The 18,892-nt window shown below is 55.0% G+C and carries 17 protein-coding genes; 7 read left to right on the forward strand and 10 right to left on the reverse strand.

Features of this window, described 5'->3' with window-relative positions; translation table 11 throughout:
- The first annotated feature begins 239 nt into the window (after positions 1-239).
- On the forward strand, positions 240-971 hold the full coding sequence (gene exbB, locus WFM46_RS00620; protein WP_103176960.1) for a tol-pal system-associated acyl-CoA thioesterase: 732 nt from the start codon (positions 240-242) through the stop codon (positions 969-971).
- Positions 972-977: 6 nt separating this feature from the next.
- Positions 978-1,403, forward strand: coding sequence for a TonB system transport protein ExbD (gene exbD / locus WFM46_RS00625; protein WP_103176959.1), 426 nt, complete (start codon positions 978-980; stop codon positions 1,401-1,403).
- A 104-nt stretch (positions 1,404-1,507) separates the two neighbouring features.
- Here exbD and WFM46_RS00630 read toward each other — a convergent pair whose 3' ends face one another.
- The 3 genes from WFM46_RS00630 to WFM46_RS00640 all read right to left on the reverse strand — a co-directional run bounded on the left by WFM46_RS00630 (position 1,508) and on the right by WFM46_RS00640 (position 3,387).
- Positions 1,508-2,404, reverse strand: a complete 897-nt coding sequence (locus WFM46_RS00630) for an SDR family oxidoreductase (protein ID WP_156655224.1) — start codon at positions 2,402-2,404, stop codon at positions 1,508-1,510.
- Positions 2,405-2,537: 133 nt separating this feature from the next.
- Positions 2,538-2,990 (reverse strand): cytoplasmic protein, encoded by a 453-nt coding sequence (locus WFM46_RS00635; RefSeq protein ID WP_103176957.1) that lies wholly within the window; start codon positions 2,988-2,990, stop codon positions 2,538-2,540.
- Positions 2,983-3,387, reverse strand: a complete 405-nt coding sequence (locus WFM46_RS00640) for a hypothetical protein (protein WP_103176956.1) — start codon at positions 3,385-3,387, stop codon at positions 2,983-2,985. Before WFM46_RS00640 ends, WFM46_RS00635 begins: the two co-directional genes overlap by 8 nt.
- A gap of 105 nt (positions 3,388-3,492) precedes the next feature.
- On the opposite strand from WFM46_RS00640, the gene WFM46_RS00645 reads away from it, so the two are divergent.
- Both WFM46_RS00645 and WFM46_RS00650 read left to right on the forward strand, forming a co-directional pair.
- On the forward strand, positions 3,493-3,996 hold the full coding sequence (locus WFM46_RS00645) for an ESA_00282 family adhesion-associated protein (RefSeq protein ID WP_103176955.1): 504 nt from the start codon (positions 3,493-3,495) through the stop codon (positions 3,994-3,996).
- 81 nt (positions 3,997-4,077) lie between these two features.
- Positions 4,078-4,566, forward strand: a complete 489-nt coding sequence (locus WFM46_RS00650) for a TIGR00645 family protein (protein WP_103176954.1) — start codon at positions 4,078-4,080, stop codon at positions 4,564-4,566.
- A 91-nt stretch (positions 4,567-4,657) separates the two neighbouring features.
- Here the strand turns inward: WFM46_RS00650 and WFM46_RS00655 are convergent, their stop codons facing one another.
- Positions 4,658-5,698, reverse strand: a complete 1,041-nt coding sequence (locus WFM46_RS00655) for an aldo/keto reductase (RefSeq protein WP_103176953.1) — start codon at positions 5,696-5,698, stop codon at positions 4,658-4,660.
- A gap of 83 nt (positions 5,699-5,781) precedes the next feature.
- On the opposite strand from WFM46_RS00655, the gene yghX reads away from it, so the two are divergent.
- Complete coding sequence (gene yghX, locus WFM46_RS00660; RefSeq protein WP_103176952.1) at positions 5,782-6,669, forward strand: YghX family hydrolase; 888 nt, start codon at positions 5,782-5,784, stop codon at positions 6,667-6,669.
- Between the two features lie 42 nt (positions 6,670-6,711).
- On the opposite strand, the gene WFM46_RS00665 is transcribed toward yghX, so the two are convergent.
- Complete coding sequence (locus tag WFM46_RS00665) at positions 6,712-9,249, reverse strand: autotransporter domain-containing protein (RefSeq protein WP_336996891.1); 2,538 nt, start codon at positions 9,247-9,249, stop codon at positions 6,712-6,714.
- Positions 9,250-9,779: 530 nt separating this feature from the next.
- On the opposite strand from WFM46_RS00665, the gene WFM46_RS00670 reads away from it, so the two are divergent.
- The gene (locus tag WFM46_RS00670; protein WP_336996892.1) at positions 9,780-11,327 is read left to right on the forward strand and encodes a methyl-accepting chemotaxis protein; all 1,548 of its coding nucleotides are present in this window, start codon (positions 9,780-9,782) and stop codon (positions 11,325-11,327) included.
- On the opposite strand, the gene fucR is transcribed toward WFM46_RS00670, so the two are convergent.
- The 5 genes from fucR to WFM46_RS00695 all read right to left on the reverse strand — a co-directional run bounded on the left by fucR (position 11,324) and on the right by WFM46_RS00695 (position 17,707).
- Complete coding sequence (gene fucR, locus WFM46_RS00675) at positions 11,324-12,040, reverse strand: L-fucose operon activator (RefSeq protein ID WP_336996893.1); 717 nt, start codon at positions 12,038-12,040, stop codon at positions 11,324-11,326. The genes WFM46_RS00670 and fucR overlap by 4 nt on opposite strands.
- Positions 12,037-13,020 carry a diguanylate cyclase domain-containing protein gene (locus tag WFM46_RS00680; RefSeq protein ID WP_180209627.1) on the reverse strand — a complete coding sequence of 328 codons (984 nt, stop codon included), beginning with the start codon at positions 13,018-13,020 and terminating at the stop codon, positions 12,037-12,039. Before WFM46_RS00680 ends, fucR begins: the two co-directional genes overlap by 4 nt.
- Positions 13,021-13,195: 175 nt before the next feature.
- Positions 13,196-13,528 (reverse strand): glycine zipper family protein, encoded by a 333-nt coding sequence (locus WFM46_RS00685; protein ID WP_103176947.1) that lies wholly within the window; start codon positions 13,526-13,528, stop codon positions 13,196-13,198.
- Between the two features lie 140 nt (positions 13,529-13,668).
- Complete coding sequence (gene yghU / locus WFM46_RS00690; protein WP_103176946.1) at positions 13,669-14,538, reverse strand: glutathione-dependent disulfide-bond oxidoreductase; 870 nt, start codon at positions 14,536-14,538, stop codon at positions 13,669-13,671.
- Between the two features lie 181 nt (positions 14,539-14,719).
- Positions 14,720-17,707 carry an autotransporter family protein gene (locus WFM46_RS00695; protein WP_336996894.1) on the reverse strand — a complete coding sequence of 996 codons (2,988 nt, stop codon included), beginning with the start codon at positions 17,705-17,707 and terminating at the stop codon, positions 14,720-14,722.
- Between the two features lie 223 nt (positions 17,708-17,930).
- Here WFM46_RS00695 and WFM46_RS00700 point away from each other — a divergent pair, with 223 nt between their 5' ends.
- The gene (locus tag WFM46_RS00700) at positions 17,931-18,734 is read left to right on the forward strand and encodes an alpha/beta hydrolase (RefSeq protein ID WP_442913436.1); all 804 of its coding nucleotides are present in this window, start codon (positions 17,931-17,933) and stop codon (positions 18,732-18,734) included.
- Positions 18,735-18,892 lie beyond the last annotated feature (158 nt).

Here is an 18,892-nt window from a genome sequence, read left to right on the forward strand (position 1 = left end):
TGTTTTTATACGTCTGGACGTCCAGACTATCACGAAAGTAAAAATGGTCACCTTAACGGTAGTGGGTTCAGCGGAAAATTTTTTAAAATTTGTTTCCGGGAAATTTTTCCTGCGTAAGCGCAAGGAAAATGAAACGAATTTACGGCACTATGTAAATACTAATGAGAACTACTATCAATTCGACGTTGTTTTGATATTATTATGCTCAGATTTTGTGATTTGCGTCCTGGAGATACCGAGTGGGTAATAATTTGATGCAGACGGACCTCTCCGTCTGGGGTATGTATCATCATGCCGACATCGTGGTGAAGATTGTCATGATCGGCCTGATTCTGGCGTCTGTCGTCACCTGGGCTATTTTCTTTAGCAAGAGCGTAGAGCTTCTTTCCCATAAACGCCGCCTTAAGCGCGAGCAGCAGCAGCTGGCCGAAGCCCGTACCCTGAATCAGGCGAGCGACATGGCCGCCTCCTTCCAGGCGAAGAGCCTGACCACCCTGTTAATCAACGAAGCGCAGAACGAGCTCGAACTTTCTGCAGGCAGTGAAGACAACGAAGGGATTAAAGAGCGTACCGGCTTCCGCCTTGAGCGTCGCGTTGCGGCCGTTGGCCGTCATATGGGACGGGGTAACGGTTACCTGGCGACCATCGGCGCGATTTCGCCGTTCGTCGGTCTGTTCGGTACCGTCTGGGGCATCATGAACAGCTTTATCGGCATCGCCCAGACGCAAACCACCAACCTCGCGGTTGTGGCGCCCGGCATCGCCGAAGCGCTGCTGGCAACAGCCATTGGTCTGGTGGCGGCAATCCCGGCAGTCGTGATCTATAACGTCTTCGCCCGTATGATTGGCAGCTACAAAGCGACCCTCGGCGACGTTGCCGCCCAGGTCCTGCTGCTGCAAAGCCGCGATCTGGATCTCAGCGCCAGCTCGGCTAAGCCGATTCGTTCTGCTCAGAAATTTCACGTAGGTTGATTCGTCATGGCAATGCGTCTTAATGAAAATCTGGACGATAACGGCGAAATGCACGAAATCAACGTGACGCCGTTTATCGACGTTATGCTGGTTCTGCTGATTATCTTCATGGTGGCGGCGCCGCTGGCGACCGTAGACGTGAAGGTGAATCTGCCTGCGTCATCCAGTCAGCCGCAGCCGCGCCCGGAAAAACCGATTTATCTCTCTGTAAAAGCCGATAAATCTATGTTCCTCGGCAACGATCCGGTGACCGATGAGTCGGTGATCCCGGCGCTGAACGCCCTGACCGAAGGCAAGAAAGAGACTACCGTCTTCTTCCGCGCCGATAAGACGGTCGACTACGAAACCATGATGAAGGTAATGGACACGCTGCACCAGGCGGGTTACCTGAAAATTGGTCTGGTCGGCGAAGAGAAAGCGGCGGCGAAATAAAGAGAAACGGCAACCCACGGGTTGCCGTTTTTGTATTTGCCGGATGGCGCCTGCATGCGAAACGTAGGCCGGGTAAGGCGAAGCCGCCACCCGGCACTGCACCATCAGCCTAAATGTTCCCCACCGCACACGCCGTGCACTTCTGCGGTCACGTAGCTGGACTCCTGACTTGCCAGATAGACATAGACCGGCGCCAGCTCCGCAGGCTGCCCTGCGCGCTTCATCGGCGTCTGCTGACCAAACTGCGGGAGCTTCTCCTGAGGCTGACCGCCGGAGACTTGCAGCGCCGTCCAGATAGGACCAGGGGCTACCACGTTGACGCGCACGCCGGTCTCAGCCACCTGTTTCGCCAGCCCGCGGCTGAAGTTGAGAATAGCCGCTTTAGTGGAGGCATAGTCCAGCAGGTGCGGGCTCGGCTGATAGGCCTGAATCGAGGAGGTGGTGATAATGCTCGACCCGGCGGGCAGCAGCGGCAGTGCCTCCTGGGTAATCCAGAACAGAGCCAGCACGTTCACGGCATAGGTCTGCTTAAACTGCTCGGTGGTGATATCGGCAATCTTCTCCACCGCCACCTGCTTACCGGCTACCAGCGCCAGCACGTCCAGCCCACCCAGCTCCTGATGGGCTTTATGTACCAGCGAGCGGGCAAATTGTTCATCGCTCAGGTCGCCAGGGATGAGCACCGCTTTGCGCCCGGCCTCTTCAATAAGCTGCTTAACCTGCTGGGCGTCCTCTTCTTCTGCGGGCAGATAGTTAATGGCGACATCTGCTCCTTCACGCGCGTAAGCGATGGCGGCAGCGCGTCCAATCCCGGAATCGCCCCCTGTCACCAGTGCCTTACGATCCTGTAGTCTGCCGCTGCCTTTATAGCTCTTTTCGCCGCAGTCCGGCACCGGGTCCATCTTGCTCTGCAGCCCCGGTACAGGCTGTTTCTGCTTGGGATATTCGCCGGTGTAGTACTGGGTTGTCGGATCCTGAATTTTGCTCTGAGAGTTTGCCATAGGTGTTCTCCTTGAGGGGTTAATCAGACTTTAAGCTTAGGAGAATCAACTGGGCTGTGAGGATTATTCAGGATAATCCTTAAAAAAAATGGGCTGAGGAGAAACAGGCGAGACGGCAGGGTTCGGCGAGAGGTTACGGCTTTTGCGGTGGGATGTCCGCTTTCGCGGCCAGCACCTCTTCATTCAGCGCAACGGTGGTCACGCTGGTGGTGCGATAGCCTTCATCAGCCAGCTTACGGGTGACGCGCAGGGTCGCGGTTTCACGTGCCAGAATATATTGATAATTGGTTTCCAGGCGCGCCAGTATTTTTTCTTTTAAATCCGGACGCTGTTGCATAATGGCGTTTATTGTCGCGCCATAGATCTCTTCTTTTACCTGCAATGGATAAATTTCACGGCGATTCTGCCATTTCAGACGCACCAGGCCCGCCGGAATGGAGAGCAGATCTTTAGCAATTCTTTGTATTTCAGCGTTTTTAATCTCTTTAAGTGCGGCAAGGTTTTGCTCTAAGATAAATTCATCGCTTTTTTTGTCATCTAAAGCTAAATAAACGTTGTTGTTATCAACATCCTTCACGTTATTCATCCTCTAGCGTATAAAACACAGGCGTGTTTTTTTCGCAGGTAATAAGATTCAACCAGATTTCATTACCGGCTTCGTTAATCTCATCGGTTTTTTCCGCCAATATTTGACTTAGTGCCTGGGCATCTATTTCCCCCTCCGCCTGCAAATCATTCAGCAGCCGGGCGAACACCTCGATTTTAACTACCCGAAATAACCGGTCTTTAATATGCCGATCGTGCTCTTCAAGCAACATATTGCGGGAGTTACCGGTACGGGTAACGCCAATTAATATATCTGGCGCGTAATCAGCGAGTGTTCTTTTCCCCTTAGTGAAATTGGCATTGCTTTCTGCTTCTGGCGGTTTTGGTTCCACGGAAGAAATGTGAAACTTGGCCGGAACCAGATTGTCGGGCAACATTTTATATTTCCTTTAATTTCAACGGGGTAGGGTTGTCTGGAGTGTGAGATTCGTTGACAATAACATGAGGCAAATTTAAAATCAAAAAAAATGGAGCCTGCCTATATGAACAGCATTTTTTATACTGTCATTACTTTGTTATTGCTTACCGCCGTGGTTCTTTTATTGATGCGCGAGTTCAATAAAAGTAGCGATGTGGGGAGCGCGCACGTCCCGCCTCAGCCGGAGCGGATGTCAAAAGAAGAGGGCGAAGACCATTTTTCTGTGTTAATGAATGCGATTACCCCGGTTTGGTACTGGCGCGTTAACCATGAATATATTGATTTCCTCCATGCCACAATTAAACGAATGAATATGGTGGAAATAAATAGCATTCCTGACCTGTTTGAGGCGCAGCGTCGTTGCAGCGATCTTAACTCGGCGGTCTACAAATATTACGACAATATCAAGAAGCGCTGCCTGAACGGCGAAAAAGTGTCGCACACCGATCTGGAGGTGATGAACCTGCGCCAGTGTTTTCGCGAGTTCAGCCTGGAGGCGTATCCCTCGCTGGTGGTGCTGGTGTGGCCTGAGTATCAGCGCCCGGTGGTAAAGCCTGAGCAAGTGTAGGGGATCTGTTGTTTAGTTGTTGCAAACAATTTGGGCCATTGCGATATACTGCACACTGGTTTCGTTTGCAGACAGGACTCTATGGAACGCTTTTTTGAAAACGCAATGTATGCCTCCCGCTGGTTGTTAGCTCCGGTCTATTTTGGCCTCTCGCTGGCGCTGGTGGCGCTCTGTATTAAATTCTTTCAGGAAATTTTTCACGTTCTGCCGCATATATTCAGCATCGCTGAATCTGACCTGATCCTGCTTTTGCTGTCGCTGGTGGATATGACGCTGGTGGGCGGCCTGCTGGTGATGGTGATGTTTTCGGGCTACGAAAATTTCGTCTCGCAGCTGGATATCTCCGCGGATAAAGAGAAGCTGAGCTGGCTTGGCAAAATGGATGCGTCGTCGCTGAAAAACAAAGTGGCGGCGTCGATTGTGGCGATCTCCTCCATTCACCTGCTGCGGGTGTTCATGGATGCCAAAAATATCCCTGACAACAAGATGATGTGGTACGTGATTATCCACCTCACGTTTGTGCTGTCGGCATTTGTGATGGGATATCTGGACAAGCTGAGCCGCAAATAAGACAAAACGCCTGATGGCGCTGCGCTTATCAGGCCTACGGGAAGCCTGTAGGTCGGGTAAGCGCAGCGCCACCCGACACTATCCGCTGAAATTATTTATCCGAAGAGGCTTGCCACAGATTCAGCTGCCCGTCGGCCACATGCTGGTCAATCCGCTGCAGCTCTTCTTCACTAAAGTGCAGGTTATTCAGCGCCTGCACATTCTCCTCCAGCTGCTCCGTCCGGCTGGCGCCAATCAGTACCGAGGTGACACGCTCATCTTTCAGCAGCCAGCTCAGCGCCATCTGCGCCATCGTCTGTCCGCGCGCCTGGGCCATCTCATTGAGCAAACGCAGGCTGTTCAGGTTGGCTTCGGTCAGCATATTTTCCGTCAGGCCGCGCGCCTTTTTGCCCTCACGCTGCATGCGGGAGCCGTCAGGAATGCCGTTCAGGTATTTTCCGGTCAACAGCCCCTGGGCCAGCGGCGTAAAGGCGATGCAGCCGGTGCCGTTAGCGGCCAGGGTATCCAGTAAGCCGCTCTTGTCCACCCAGCGGTTAAGCAGGTTGTATGAGGGCTGGTGGATAAGCAGCGGGATTTTCCACTCGCGCAGCAGCTCCGCCATTTTCTGGGTCCGCTCCGGCGACCAGGAGGAAATGCCCACGTACAGCGCTTTCCCGCTCTGCACCGCCTGCGCCAGCGCAGAAGCGGTCTCCTCCATTGGCGTGTTTTCATCGACCCGGTGTGAATAGAAGATATCCACATAGTCCAGCCCCATCCGCTTGAGGCTTTGATCGAGGCTGGCGAGCAGATACTTGCGCGAACCGCCCGCACCGTAAGGCCCCGGCCACATGTCATAGCCCGCTTTGGTGGAGATAATCAGTTCGTCGCGATAAGCCGCGAAATCATCGCGCAGCAGGCGGCCAAAATTTTCCTCCGCGCTGCCCGGCGGTGGGCCATAGTTATTGGCGAGATCGAAATGGGTGATGCCGCAATCGAAGGCTTTTCGCAGCAGGGCGCGCTGTGAGTCGAGGGCGTGGACGTGGCCGAAGCTGTGCCACAGGCCGAGTGACAGGGCGGGTAAGCGCAGGCCGCTTTTACCGCAGTAACGGTACTGCATCGTCTCGTAGCGGTCAGGGGAGGCGTTCCAGGGCATGATGTCTCCTTTCTTAGTGATTGATTTTCGAAACAGCGTTTCTATTCTAACCTTAGTTCGTTCACAATTCATGGAGATATGCGATGACGCGTATGACCGCCAAAGACTTTCCTCAGGAATTGCTCGACTACTACGACTATTACGCTCACGGCAAAATCAACAAACGTGAGTTCCTCAATCTGGCTGCCCGTTATGCGGTTGGCGGCGTCACGGCGCTGGCGCTGTTTAATATGCTTAAGCCCAATTACGCCCTCGCGGAGCAGGTGAAATTCACCGATCCCGATATCCTGCCCGAATACATCACCTATCCCTCCCCGGACGGCCATGGCCAGGTGCGCGGCTATCTGGTGAAACCGGCCAAAGCCACCGGCAAAGTGCCGGCGGTGGTGGTGGTTCACGAAAACCGCGGGCTCAATCCCTACATTGAGGACGTGGCTCGCCGGGTAGCGAAAGCGGGCTACATCGCCCTGGCGCCGGATGGCTTAAGTTCGGTGGGCGGTTACCCCGGCAATGATGAGGAGGGCAAGATCCTGCAGCAGAAGGTCGATCCGACGAAGCTGATGAATGACTTCTTTGCCGCCATCGGGTTTATGCAAAAACACCCGGACGCTACCGGTAAAGTGGGGATCACCGGTTTTTGCTACGGCGGCGGTGTCTCTAATGCCGCCGCGGTCGCCTGGCCAGAGCTGGCCTGCGCGGTCCCTTTTTATGGCCGCCAGCCACCGGCGGCGGATGTCGCCAAAATTAAGGCGCCGCTGCTGCTGCATTACGCCGAGCACGACAAGAATGTTAACGAGGGGTGGCCTGCCTATGAGGCCGCGCTTAAAGCTAACGGTAAGGTGTACGAAGCCTGGATCTATCCGGGGGTCAACCACGGGTTCCATAATGACTCTACCCCGCGTTACGACGAACCTGCTGCCGAATTAGCGTGGAAAAGAACCCTGGGATGGTTTGAGAAATATTTGAGTTAAGAAAATACCCGGCAGCCTCAGGCTGCCGGGTAGGCGTGGTCATCAGAAGCTGTAGCTCATACCTGCCTGAACACTGGCGTCGTTATCGACATCGCCCGTGCCATAGTAAATGCCGGTATTTACCGAGAAGTTGTGCGCGATAGTGGCATTCACGCCCGCACCAAACATTCCCATGCTGTTGTTATGACCTGCGGTGTTGTGATAATGCGCTGCCTGGATATCGGTATCATCGCTGAACTCTTTCTGCACGCGGGCATCCAGCCATGGCATGATCTGCACGTTTTTGTTCAGATCGGTCAGGGTGGTGGTCAGACGCAGACCCGCGCCGCCGTTCCAGGAGGAGACCTGGCTGTCAGCAAAGGTCACTTCTCTGTCGGAGAAGCCGTTAGCTTTGGTCTCATCCCAGCCGAGGATGGCGTATGGTTGCAGCACGGTTTCGCCCGGCAGCAGCACGTTCACCCCGGTACGAGCCTGAGCCATATACAGGCTACCGTCTGTGGAGCCGTGCAGCGCTTCGGTCATTCCGCTGGTGTCGCCAGTGACGTTATGCGCGGAGAGGGAGTAGCGCATATCGCCATAGCTGAAGCTGGCGTCGGCGAACATGCCCCACTGACGACCGTTCAGCGCCTGCTGCCAGCCGCCGTACAGGCTGTAGTAGTTACCATAGACGGTGTCCTTGAAGCTGTCCGGGCCGTTGGCGGTATCTTCAACGCGGCTACGGGTCCAGGCCAGTGCCACGCCGCCGGTTACGCTGTCCCCGTTAGCGAGGTACGCCGTCCAGTCAACGCCACCCTGCGCGCCCTGAGTGATGCTTTTGTAATCCACATCGTTGCTGAAGTTACCGTTCTGATAGAGGAAATCTCCCCACAGCTGGGCCCCTTCCTGCTGTTCACCTGTCAGGCCAGCAAAGTGCAGGCGATCCAAATGGCTGGCGATGTCATCAGTGACCTGATGGCCCGCCTGTTCGGCTGCATCCAGACCGGCGACTAATCCCTGGACATCGCTGGCCAGTGCGCCGCGGGAGCTGTTAAAGACAATGTTCCAGTCCTGATTATTATCGCCAGGCACAATGCTCAGAGCATTGTTGTAGTTATAAGCCGCGCTGCGGTTTTCAACCTGCTGCTGACCGTTGCTGAAGGTCGCATTGGCGGCCGTTTCCGGCGTGGTGGTTGCCGTAGTCGTGGTAAAGGACCCCAGCACGATGTTCTGCTGATTGAGCGCCGAAGAGGTAATGTTATTGACTACCACAGCGTTACGGGAGCCGGTGATCTGGCCGAAGTTAACCCGGCTATCGGTGCTCATGTTCACTACGGCATTACTACCCGTGGTGTCGGCGGTCAGGGTGGAGCCGTTTTGCAGACTCCATGTAGTTGAATCGTTAATGGTGTCGAGGCTGATGCTGTTATCGCTGGTGGTATTCACAGTTTCAAACTGATTTATTTGCCCGGAAATAGAGCTACCCGCATCCATCGACAGGGTATCGTTGCCGTCTCCGCCGCTGACATTACCGGTGACGTGGGAATCATTCACCAGAACCACCGTATCATCGCCTGCGCCGGTCGTAATATTGCCGTCAACGTTAGCACCGTTTTGCAGAGTAATGGTGGTATCGCCACTGTTCTGGCTGGCATTCAGGTCGCCATTAATGGTGCTGTTATCCACCAGAACGGTATTGGTGGAGTTACCGTCCAGCGTCACATTGCCGTTCACGACGCTGTTATTGGTGAATGACAGGTTGGTCTGGCCTTTTTCGTTAATAACCCCGATGTCGCCGGTCACGGTGCTGTTGTTCAGTGCCAGCGTATCCTGAGTGGTACCGTACAGTGCCACTGCCAGATCGCTAAAGGCATCAACGTTGATATTCTGGAAGGGCTGGTACTGGCTCAGTGTTTCTACGATGGTATCGAGATTTTGCGCCACCTGGCTGTTAGTTGCATCCACGCTGGTGTTCGTCAGGGTAAGGGAGGTATCGGATTTATCGCTGCCGACGTAGATACCGCCATTATCCATGATGCTGTCGCTCATGGCGATGGTTTGGGTGCCCTGACCGGCGCTGATAATACTGCCATGCAGTGCGCTGCCGTTGCTGATATTCACGTCGTGGTACCCTGCATCGAGCGGGTCGAGATAGATGGCGGCGCCCATCATATAATCTTTGTCTCGCTGATAGGCCCCGTCGCTGTTCTGGCCGTTCAGCGTGGAGTCATTGACGTTGATCGTTGTATTGGTGGTCTTGAATGCGGAACCGACTTCAATCATATCCACTTTGGCATTGTCAGTGACGTTAATATTCACGGTACCGCCATTGCTTCCCTGAATATAATAACCGGACATGTCCGTACCTGTCACAGTTAAGGTCTGCGTATCGCCTGTTTTACGGTGACCATCCATATAAATATTGGTTGCTGTTTCATTTGCCATAACGGCATCAGTGACCCCTGGATCCTGATAGAAACTGCCGTCCGGATATTCTTTCAGGCCGCAGGTCTGGGTGGTGTCACCATTCTGGCAAGGCGTGGCAGGGGTCTCGCCTGCCTGGGCAGCAAACGAGGCAAGGGACAGTAATACACACTGTGACAACAAGGTCCTTTTCATTGAAATACGCATTTCTTCATCTCTTATAACCGGATCAAAGTGAATTCTTTTTAAACCAGATATGCGTAATTAAGAACTTTCTCAGACGAAAAGGGTGTAATGAAATTTGAAATTATATCAAGCCATTAAATGACCATTTTTATAAAAACAAATGATTGGTTTTTCTAAATATATCTGCTTTGTGAATGTTACAGTTTTATTAACGTACAAAAAGTAAGACTTTTTCCGCTTGAACAGGAAAATTCTCTGTCAAGAGAGATCGGAGGACTAATCCTTTAGAGTTATGTGGATTATGAATGGAGAGCCTGATTTACATTTGTAAATTTTATGAAATCTAATATCACGTTATTTAGAGGGGTATTTGTCCTGGCGTGATTATCCTTTTCCGGCCCGGTAAACAGAAATGAAAAGTTTTATAAAAATAACCAGGAAAAGGTATTGCTTCGCCTTTTCTTGCCGATAACGAGGGTAATACTCGCCTCCGGGCGACATCTCCCTCAGGCAAGGAAAGAGTTATGCGTATATTTCGTAATCTTACAATCCGGTTCGTGATGCTGACGATTTTGGGTATCTTCTGTTTAATGTGGGCGGGCGTGGGATTGTATGGCTCATGGGCGCTCTCCCGCGTGGCGGATGGCAATGAGGTCGATCGCCAGCTGGTCAGACAGATGACGGTGCTCAGCCAGGGCAACGATCAATACTTCCGTTTTGTTACCCGGCTGAGCCGCGCGATGGAGACGCAGGCGGCAGGCGGCAAGGCCGATTTTGCCGCTGTGCAGCAGGCGCTGGATACCATGAGCATCAGGCTCGACGAGCTGAAAGCCATGTCGCCAGGGCCAATGGATGCCGACGTCTCCGCCCGGGTGATCGCCAGCTGGCAGGCGTTGCTGGATAACGGCGTTAAGCCCCAGATGCAGCTGGCTCAGCAGGGCAACCTTGAGGGCTATCGCCAGCAGGCGAACAATGTCACCCCACCGCTAAGCCGCGCCTTTGGCGAGAGCGCCGGACAGTTCAATAAGGCCGCCGACACGATCCTCGACACCACCCGGGTGACGGTGGATGGCTTCACCAGCACTACCCGCACGGTAATGATTACCGCAACGATTATCGGCCTGCTGATCCTGCTGTTCGCTGACCGTTATCTGGTTGCCATGCTGGTGAAACCTCTTGAGCAGCTCCGCCACCATTTCCGCCTGATTGCGCAGGGGGATCTTAGCCAGCCGATCGCGCCTTTTGGCCGTAACTGTGTGGGGCAGCTGGTACCGCTGCTGACGGCGATGCAGGACAGCCTGCGCGAGGCGGTGAGCACCATCCGCAACGGCAGCGAGAACATCTGGCGCGGGGCGACGGAGATCTCCAGCGGCAATAACGATCTCTCGTCCCGTACCGAAGAGCAGGCAGCGGCGCTGGAAGAGACCGCCGCCAGCATGGAGCAGCTCACCGCCACGGTGAAGCTCAACGCGGATAATGCCCGTCAGGCCAGCGAGTTGGCGGACGTCGCCTCTGTCAGCGCCAGTCGCGGCGGCGCGCTGGTGGAAAATGTGGTCAGTACCATGACCGGGATCTCCATCAGTTCGAAGAAGATTGCGGAGATCACCAGCGTCATCAACAGCATCGCCTTCCAGACCAATATTCTGGCCCTCAACGCGGCGGTGGAAGCGGCGCGGGCGGGCGAGCAGGGGCGTGGCTTTGCGGTGGTAGCCGGTGAGGTACGGAATCTCGCCAGCCGCAGCGCGAACGCGGCAAAAGAGATCGAGGGGTTAATCTCTGACTCCGTCTCCCGCGTGGAGGAGGGGGCCAAACTGGTGACCGAGACTGGCACCACCATGGAGGCGGTGCTGCGCGACATTACTGGCGTCACCACCATCATGAAGCAGATTGCCAGCGCCTCGGAAGAGCAAAGCAAAGGCATTTCGCAGGTTGGGGTGGCGATCACCCAGATGGACGGCGTGACCCAGCAGAATGCCTCGCTGGTGGAGCAGGTGTCGGCGGCGGCTTCCGCACTGGAGCGCCAGACCGAAGAGCTGCAACGTTCGGTGCAGAAGTTCCGTCTGGCAGACTAACGCCGGGCAAGCTGCGCGTCGCTGATCAATTGCGTCACCTGCGACAGGTGACCAATTTTCACTTCGCTGGAGCGCTGAAACTTGCTTTTGTCGATCAGCAGCAGCGACTGGCTGGCGCGGCCCAGCAGCTGCGATTTAAACCCGGCGCTGTGCGGGGTGGGATCCCACATCACACCCTGCTCATCCACCCCTTCACACGAGAAGATAAACAGGTCAATTTCCAGCGATTTCAGCAGCGTCACCAGGGCCGGATTCACATAGCAGCGGTATTTGCGCTCCAGCGTCCCGCCCGAGCAGATCAGGGTGATGCGCTCGCGCTTCGCCATCTCATGACAGATGGGCAGGCTGTTGGTAAAGACCGTCAGGGCGATATCCGGCAGCTGCCGCGCCAGGTGAAAGCAGGTTGAGCTGGCATCCAGGGCCAGCGTCATGCCTTCGCTGACCCAGTCCAGCGCGTGACGGGCGATATCGGCTTTATCCGCGTAGTGACTTTTCAACCGCGCGCCAAAGGGCTCTCCGCCGTCGCGGTGATCCGGGTGGATCGCCCGCGCCCACCCGTGGTGGCGCACGATCTTGCCCTGCTGCTGCAGCAGTTTCAGATCGCGCCGAATCGTCTCTTTACTCACGCCAAGCGCGGCGGCCAGCGCCTCTGTTGTCAGCCAGTCGGAGGCCGCCAGCAGGCGGATAAGATCCTGATGACGGGAGCTTTTCATGGTTCTGTTCCGGTACGGGTGAAGGCGAGCGGCGTCTGGCCAATCGCCACGCCGTTTTTGCCGGTGTGCTTAATCTGGTACATCGATCGGTCGGCACGGCGCAGGGCATTGACGAAATCATCCTGCTCCATTACTTCGTCAATACCTACCGAGGCGCCGACCTGCGCCTGGCCATTATCCAGCTCGAACGGCGTCAGCGCCGCCTGCAGACAACGGTGGGCGGTGCTGTTCACCAGTACACTGGAAAGCGGGAAAGGCAGCAGTAGCACAAACTCATCGCCACCCAGACGGCCAACAACGGCCTCCGGCGGGCAGGCATCGCGCAGGCGTTGGCTGATCTGGATCAGCAACTCATCGCCGCTGCGATGACCAAAAGTGTCGTTCACCGTTTTAAAATCATCGAGATCGATAAAGGCGATGCTGAGTGGCCCCTGGGCCTTAAGCTGGGCGAAGTGCTTAAGCAATGCGTGACGGTTGGCAAGGCCAGTGAGCGGATCGTGATTAGCCAGCTGGGCCAGTTGCTCTTCGTACTGCTTCTCTTTGGTCATGTCGATATGGGTGCCGGTCACCTTCAGGGGGTTGCCGTTTTCATCCCAGTCCGTCACCCGTCCGCGGTCCAGCACCCAGGTGACGGTGCCGTTTTTGTGCTGCATGCGGTGCAGCGCTTCATAGAAGGGGGTTTTGCCGTGCAGGTGATCGTAGAAGGCGTCCAGCACGTTCTGTTTGTCATCCGGGTGCAGATGCTCACGCCAGATCTCAAACTGCGCGTTCAGCTCCTTGGGCTGATAGCCCAGCATCGCACCCCAGCGGCGGTTATAGATAATCAGCTTCCCGGTAGGAACGTCGAGCTGCCATAAACAGAGACCGGTTCCGTCGAGCGCAGCACTGAGCTTGTTTCGGGCGTCACGCGCCAGCCTGGCAAGCCGGGCATTGTGCTTTTTGAGATTCTGAATCTGTTGTTTCAGCGCCTTTTCTGACATGCGAATAATCTGAAGAAAGAAATTATTGATGCCAGTTTACGGGATGGAAGTAAATATGGTGTTGAAAAAAGAGAGGGATTTGCGTTAAGACTTATATTGAAGGTCTTATAACAGCCAGAAAATAAGAAATGAGGGGCCTGAAAAAGCCAGGTGGAATAATCACCTGGCATTTTTATTAGTGGGTCGCTTCGCCGACCAGGCCGCCCGCCCCTGCGCCAAGGGCGGCGCCTTTGAGAACGCTATTGCCGGTTACGGCGGCTGCACCAGCCCCTACAGCGGCACCAATGGCTCCCCCCTTACGCGCGGCTTTGCCTTTCTCACCGTTTTTAAACATTGCCCCGGTACCCGCGCCAACCACCGCGCCACCGACGGTGGATTTTACGCTTTTCCCGGCTACTGCGCCGATGGTGGCACCCACCAGCGCCCCGGTAGCGGTTTTATCTGCCGCCAGGCTGGTAGCAGAGAAGATCAGCGCGCCGATCATCAAGGTGATTTTCATGGTTTTCATGGCTGTTCCCTTATAAATATGCAGTGAGACGTTGGGGATACTGCCAGCTGCGCGGTTTGCCGGGTAGGCCAATAATGCCGTAGTGGGGAAACTCAACGTAATCTGATCGTCGCCGGGCGGTGGCCCGCCCGGCACAGGGGTTAGCCCTGACGTTTATCTTCAGTGTTGGTATCAAAATCGCTCGCCGCATGGCGCTCATGCAGCTGTTCGCTCAGCTCGCCATTGGTGCGGTTGACGATACGCCCGCGCTTCACCGCCGGACGGCTGGCGACATCCTTCGCCCAGCGCTGAACGTTCTTGTAGCTTTCGGCATCGAGGAACTCTGCCGCGCCGTAAACCTGGCCCAGCGCCACGCTGCCAAACCACGGCCAGATGGCAATGTCGGCGATGGTGTACTCTTCACCCGCCACGTAGCGACCCCGCGCCAGCTGTTTATCCAGCACGTCGAACAGACGTTTGGCTTCCATGGTGAAGCGATCAATGGCGTACTCGATTTTTACCGGGGCATAGTGATAGAAGTGGCCGAAACCGCCGCCAAGGAACGGGGCAGCGCCCTGCAGCCAGAATAGCCAGTTCAGGGTTTCCACTCGTCCAGCCGGATCTTTTGGCAGGAAGTGGCCGAACTTTTCCGCCAGATAGAGCAGGATATTGCCGGACTCAAACACCCGGGTTGGCGGCGTGGTGGAGTGGTCGCGCAGGGCCGGAATTTTAGAGTTCGGGTTGACCTCAACAAACCCGCTTGAGAACTGATCGCCTTCGCCGATGCGGATCAGCCATGCGTCATATTCCGCACCGGTAACGCCGAGCGCCAGCAGCTCTTCCAGCAGAATAGTGACCTTCTGGCCGTTTGGCGTACCCAGTGAATAAAGCTGCAACGGATGTGAACCGACCGGCAGGGTTTTCTCGTGAGTGGCGCCTGAGATTGGGCGGTTGATGCTGGCGAACGCGCCGCCGCTGTTGTTCTGCTTCCATTCCCAGACTTTCGCTGGCTGGTAGTTATTCTCGGACATGTTGATCTGCCTTTTTGTGGAGGTGTTGAGGCAGTGTAGCAGCTGTTCCGTGAACGGTTTAACGAACTGAGCGCATAAGATTATGCGCTCAACGGGATGCCTGCTGGTGTGCTAAAAACATAATGTTTTACCCGGGTAAAAAAACGGGGCCCCTGAGGGCCCCGTTGAAGGGACATAACAATCAGAACGACTTGCGTAAACGCAGGCTGAAAGTGTGCGCCTGGTAACGCTCGCCGGCCTGCAGGTCGTAACGCGCGTCAAAGCTCAGATCGTTGGCGTCATAGAGCGTGGTGCCGATAGCTACGCCGGCCATATCTTTCACCGGTGAAGCTCCTTTGGTGATAAAGCTGGTTTCACCCACGGCATCGGCGGCATAGGTCGCATGGCTGCTGACCTGGCGGTTATCGTACTGGTGGATCCAGGAGAGCTGGGCAAACGGCGTCAGATTACCCAGACCGGTGGAGAAGCTCTTCTCCAGGCGGGCGCCGATATCGCTGACTACCGACTGCGTATGGGTGCTGCTGACATCCAGCGCCATCCCGTTGCCGCCAGTTTCGCTGTAGCCCTCCACATGCTGATAACCGTAGGTCAGGCCCGCGAGCGGGGTCAGTACCACGTCGGCTGGCAGCGTGATCGGGTAACCCAGCTCGCTTTGCAGAGTGACCGACTGGCCGTTGAACTTGCCGTGCGCCGCGCCGGAGAAACCGGTGAAATCGGCGCGGCGAACGGAGCTGTAGTTCTGACGGTTCAGGCCCGCGGAGAGGTTCAGATACCACGGATTGCCGGTGTAGGCCGCATAACCAATCACCCCATAGTTATCGGCGGTGGAGTTGTTGCCGCTCAGGTTGTCTTTACCATGTACGGAGGTGTTGCTGTAGTTCAGCGCCGCGCCCAGACGCCAGGCGTCACCCAGGGCACGGTCGGCACCGATGATCAGGCCGCCAAATTTCGCTGAGTAACCGCTCACGTCGTCACTGCTCTGCTGGCGGGCATAACCGCCGAACGGCTGACCCCAGACAATCCAGTTTTCTGCGTAGTCATCACCGGTTGCCACCCCGCTCACGCCGGAGGCCTGTGGATTACGCACGGCATCGATGTGAGCACCCACTACGGCCTGAGCGGTAGAGATGGCAACGGTTGCCGCTGAGCTGGTGTTGAGATTCTGGCTGGTAGAGAGACGCTCGCCAACGCGGTTCGCCTCCTGTTTACCTTCAATTGCCAGCGAGGCGTTATACAAATTCAGCAGTTGCGGTGAGGCGATACCGGAGTAGCTCGCCAGCCCGCCCAGTGACGCGGTAGCGCTTGGGATAGTGGCATAGCCCCGTTTGGTCGGCTGAGCAGGTGTAGGTTCCGCTGGCGCAGGCTGGGTCGGCTGTGCCGGGGTCGTAACGACCGGCGGGGCGATCTCAGGCTCGGTCACCACAGGCGGGGTCACTTCTGGCGTCGGCTCAGGCTGGGGCTGTGGCTCTACCGGATCGGGAGTGACCGGCTCTGCGCCCAGGGTTAACACCAGCGCCTTGCTCGTCGCATCTTCATACACGGTGCCGTTGACCGCACCACGGTAGCCGAGCGCTTTATAGTTCAGCTGATCGGCATGGTAGTCGGTCTGGGCGCCACTGGCGTTGATGACCACATAGCGCTGCCCTTCAGCGAACTTATAGGTGCTGCCGGTGCGCAGCAGATTGATGCTGGAGCCCGCGTCGATAGTGGCATTACCGCTGACGTTCAGACGACCATATCCGGCGTCGGCAAGCACATCGCCGTTAGCCTCGGCCAGATCGGAGATGCCGGAGATGAGCGTTGCGGCCGCTTTCTGATGATAATCACCCAGAATGTTGATGCTGTTATTGACCTGAAGGGACGCGGCTTCGTTCAGTACGGTGCCGGTCGTCACTTCAATGTCGTCGCTCATCTGCATTGCCATCAGGCCATACTCAGGGATAACGCTAAACGTGCTGACATTATCGTTGAGCAGCAGCGAGCCGCTGCCAAATGTGACATTAGAGCCAGTAATGGTGCCCGTCGCGCCGTCGATGCCGGTCAGCGTGCCCATGGTGGTGCCACCGTTAAGAGTTAATGGTGCCGTGCTGGTGGAGTAAATATCACCGGTAATGGTGCCGGTATTGGTGAGGGTTACCGTGTCGCTATTATTACCGTTAACAAACAGGGCATAGCCCCCGCCGCTTAACAGGCCGTTATTGACGATCTCCGTGTTGCCCTGGTTGTTGTAGTTCCAGATGTAAATCCCGCTCCAGTTACCCGAGATTTCACCGTTGTTCACAATGGAGCCAATAACGCTGTTGTTATTGCTGTTGTTATAGACAGCGGTGTCGTTGGCGGTGATGTTACCGTTATTAACAAGGGTATTAAGGGTGCCGGAGTTGATAATGCCGAAGGAGCTGCCGTTAATCTTCTCATCATTAACGATAGCGTTAATGATGCCCTGGTTGATGATCCCGGAGCTGCCGTAATAATCGGTCGTGCCGCCTTCAATTGTTCCGGTGTTATGCAGGGAGCCAATCGTACCGCTGTTAAAAATGGCCCCTTTTTGCCCCATGAATATGCCGTTATCGTTATTCACAGAAGAGATAAGGCCGGCATTATTCAGGTTGTCGATGGTGCCCTGATTGTTGATGCCGCGATAGCCCACAATCTTGCCATCCACGGCATTAACCAGGGTGCCGATAGTCCCGGCATTGCTCAAGGTACCGTTGTTGTTATACCCGAAAAGGTTGTAAGAGCCCGAAACCCTCTCGAGCGTGCCGCTGTTAGTGAAGGTGTTAATCACCCCCGTCGCACCCACCGCCACGACGCTGCCGTTTTGATACAGGCTCTGGCTGGAGATGGTGCCGTTATTGTTTAGCGTATTTATTGTTCCATCAATCTGAACAATATTGTTGTTTAACAATAATGGGTTATCAACGGTGTCGCTAATCATCCCATCATTGGTAAGTGTCGTTACAGTGACGCCCGCGTTCACGGTTAAGGCATTGGTAGGGGTGCCGGTGATACTTCCCGCATGGGTAATATGCACCAGCTCTTTTCCGTCAGCGATCTGAATATTACTCGTTGGCGTGTCGATAATTAACTCGGGAGACGTTGCGAAGGCGTGCGCAGCCGTCGATGCAACCAGCAGGGAGATCAGCTGGCTAAGGCGTTTCTTTTCCATGGTATTCCGTCATAAGTAGCGATGATTGTGCAAAGGTTGTGGCGATCTCTTCGGATTAATCCGATATCTTCGGGCGCAGAATATACAATTCGTTGCTGAAAACAATAAGTCCTGCTTAATTATTTCAGGGCGAATTTATTGCATATTTTTTGTAATGTTTATAATTTGACTTAAGGCTGGTGGCGGAATGAGGATATATCCTCACTTATTGCAGGGAACGGTATTGATTAATTTATCTTTATTATTGGCGGGATGTATTTCAGCCAATCCGCAGGGTGTCGTACAAAAAATCGCCAGGGAGAGTGGTCTGATCAGTGAGAAGTTTGATACAGATCCCTTCCCGATTACCAGCTGGCATCGAATCACGCCTCCGGTTGTTTCTTTGCGGGTCTATATCGAGGGGGATGGCTTTGCCTGGAAAAACCGCTTCACACCCTCGGATAATCCGACACCTCGTAATCCAGTTGGCCTGATGCTGGCGGCGGCGGATAGCCATGCCAATGTGCTTTATCTGGCCCGGCCCTGCCAGTTTATCGGGCCGCCTTTGCCGGCCAGTTGCCGGGCCAATATCTGGACTTCCGAACGTTTCTCGCCTGCGGTTATTGAGGCGATGAACGCGGCGGTTGAACGGACTGTGGCACGCTATCCGGGAGTGAAAATCGATCTGATCGGCTACTCCGGAGGCGGCAATATTGCCGCGCTGCTGGCGGCACGCCGGAGCGATGTGCGTTCTCTGCGCACGGTGGCGGGCAATCTCGACGTGGCGTATGTGAATGCTTTGCATCATGTCACTCCGATGCCCAATGCTGCGAATGCCATCGAAAGCGTTCCCGCGCTTCGCACACTGCCGCAAATACATTTCAGCGGTGGAGAAGACACCACCGTGCCGCCCGCTGTTGCCCGGCATTTTCAGCAGGCGATAGGGGGGGAATGTACGCGGGTTGAGACGATCGATGGGATGGCTCATGGGTCGGACTGGGCGGCAATTTGGCCGCAGTTGCTGACGTATCAGCTACCTGATTGTTGAATGAACGAAGGAAGTGATGTGCAGGTCTGGTCTGTTACAGCGAAATAAAAAGGGAATAAATAATAATATCATTGTCATCGTTAATATATTACCACCCTTGTAATTTCAGGTTGCAATTGTTTTTTTATTAATCGATTTTGAATAAATATAAATCTCAT

The sequence above is a fragment of the Leclercia sp. M50 genome (genome assembly GCF_037150775.1).
GTDB lineage: Bacteria > Pseudomonadota > Gammaproteobacteria > Enterobacterales > Enterobacteriaceae > Enterobacter.

Excerpts from the sequence above, each read along its gene's own strand:
- exbD (WP_103176959.1), top strand. The coding sequence starts at position 978 with ATGGCAATGCGTCTTAATGAAAATCTGGACGATAACGGCGAAATGCAC.
- WFM46_RS00630 (WP_156655224.1), bottom strand. The coding sequence starts at position 2,404 with ATGGCAAACTCTCAGAGCAAAATTCAGGATCCGACAACCCAGTACTAC.
- WFM46_RS00635 (WP_103176957.1), bottom strand. The coding sequence starts at position 2,990 with ATGAATAACGTGAAGGATGTTGATAACAACAACGTTTATTTAGCTTTA.
- WFM46_RS00640 (WP_103176956.1), bottom strand. The coding sequence starts at position 3,387 with ATGTTGCCCGACAATCTGGTTCCGGCCAAGTTTCACATTTCTTCCGTG.
- WFM46_RS00645 (WP_103176955.1), top strand. The coding sequence starts at position 3,493 with ATGAACAGCATTTTTTATACTGTCATTACTTTGTTATTGCTTACCGCC.
- WFM46_RS00650 (WP_103176954.1), top strand. The coding sequence starts at position 4,078 with ATGGAACGCTTTTTTGAAAACGCAATGTATGCCTCCCGCTGGTTGTTA.
- WFM46_RS00655 (WP_103176953.1), bottom strand. The coding sequence starts at position 5,698 with ATGCCCTGGAACGCCTCCCCTGACCGCTACGAGACGATGCAGTACCGT.
- yghX (WP_103176952.1), top strand. The coding sequence starts at position 5,782 with ATGACGCGTATGACCGCCAAAGACTTTCCTCAGGAATTGCTCGACTAC.
- WFM46_RS00670 (WP_336996892.1), top strand. The coding sequence starts at position 9,780 with ATGCGTATATTTCGTAATCTTACAATCCGGTTCGTGATGCTGACGATT.
- fucR (WP_336996893.1), bottom strand. The coding sequence starts at position 12,040 with ATGAAAAGCTCCCGTCATCAGGATCTTATCCGCCTGCTGGCGGCCTCC.
- WFM46_RS00680 (WP_180209627.1), bottom strand. The coding sequence starts at position 13,020 with ATGTCAGAAAAGGCGCTGAAACAACAGATTCAGAATCTCAAAAAGCAC.
- WFM46_RS00685 (WP_103176947.1), bottom strand. The coding sequence starts at position 13,528 with ATGAAAACCATGAAAATCACCTTGATGATCGGCGCGCTGATCTTCTCT.
- yghU (WP_103176946.1), bottom strand. The coding sequence starts at position 14,538 with ATGTCCGAGAATAACTACCAGCCAGCGAAAGTCTGGGAATGGAAGCAG.
- WFM46_RS00695 (WP_336996894.1), bottom strand. The coding sequence starts at position 17,707 with ATGGAAAAGAAACGCCTTAGCCAGCTGATCTCCCTGCTGGTTGCATCG.